The 1184-nt window shown below is 70.2% G+C and carries 2 protein-coding genes; both read left to right on the top strand.

The features are described 5' to 3' along the window. Positions 1-188: 188 nt before the first annotated feature. Positions 189-1013 (top strand): helix-turn-helix domain-containing protein, encoded by an 825-nt coding sequence (locus FNQ90_RS23980; RefSeq protein ID WP_182608262.1) that lies wholly within the window; start codon positions 189-191, stop codon positions 1011-1013. Then, on the top strand, positions 1010-1184 hold a 175-nt coding region (locus FNQ90_RS23975; RefSeq protein WP_182608261.1), incomplete at its 3' end, for a DUF397 domain-containing protein. The genes FNQ90_RS23980 and FNQ90_RS23975, both read left to right, overlap by 4 nt.

Genomic DNA, 1184 nt, shown 5'->3' with positions numbered 1-1184 from the left:
TCTTTCCCCTGGTCCTTCATAAAGCCCGCCGCCCCACCGCCCGGCGGTTTTCCGCCGCCCGGTGCACCGCCCACCGGAGCCGTACACGTACAGCGTGTCACCGTACGTGTACCCAACGTGGACAGAGTCGGATCGGGTTCCCCATCCTGGTGCGGTTCGGTCGAGGACAACCGGCAGGAGGTGGCCGCGTGGCGGTGCACGGCGGGGAGCCCGAACCCCCGGAGGGGCTCAAGGCGTTCGGGGCGGTGCTCAAGGTGTTCCGGCAGCGCGCCGGCCTGACGCAGGAGGAACTCGCCCCGCTGGTGGGCTTCTCCCGGGAGACGGTGCAGTCCGTCGAGGTGGGACGCAGGCGGCCCCAACAGCACTTCGTGCGGCAGGCCGAGGAGGTGTTGGACGCCTTCGGCGCGCTGGAGGCGGCGGCCAGGCACATCGCCCCGCGACGCGGCCTGGCCCGCTGGTTCCACCAGTGGGCGGCGCTCGAACAGGAGGCGACCACCCTGTGGACCTACGAGTGCCGCCTGATCCCCGGCCTGTTGCAGACCGAGGCGTACACCAGGGCGGTCGCCCTCGCGGTGCCCCCGCCACCGACCGAGGAGGAGTTGGAGCAGCGCCTCGCGGCCCGCGCCGAACGGCAGCAACTGCTGCGGCGCACACCCCCGGTGGCGTTCCACTTCCTCATCGAGCAGTGCCTGTTCGAGCGGCACACCGGCGGCGAGGAGGTCACCGCCGAACTGATCGATCACCTGTTGGCGTGCACGGAGCTGTGGAACGTCGAGGTGCAGATCATGCCGACCCGGCAGCCGGACCACGCCGGTCTCGACGGCCCCATGCGGCTCGTCGAGACCCCCGACCACCAGTGGTTGGGGTACGTCGAGGGGCAGAAGACCGGCCAACTCATCGCCGGCGCGAAAGAGATCAGCGTCATGCATCTCCGCTATGCCAAGATGCGCTCACAGGCCCTCAGCCCGGAGGAGTCCGTGAATCCGCTGCGGAGAATGCGAGGCGACGGATGACCGACACCACCGACCTGCACTGGTTCAAGAGCAGTCACAGCGGTTCCGAGGGAGACGACTGCGTGGAGGTCGCCGTGACCGCGCCGACCGCCGTGCACGTCCGCGACTCCAAGCGTCGGCACGACGCCCGGCTCACCCTCTCCCCCGCCGCCTGGTCCGCCTTCCTCACCC

The sequence above is a fragment of the Streptomyces alkaliphilus genome (assembly GCF_014141535.1).
Taxonomy (GTDB): Bacteria; Actinomycetota; Actinomycetes; order Streptomycetales; family Streptomycetaceae; genus Streptomyces; species Streptomyces alkaliphilus.
The sequence above is the reverse complement of the archived record's forward strand: the minus strand, read 5'-3'. Positions and strand labels throughout refer to the sequence as shown.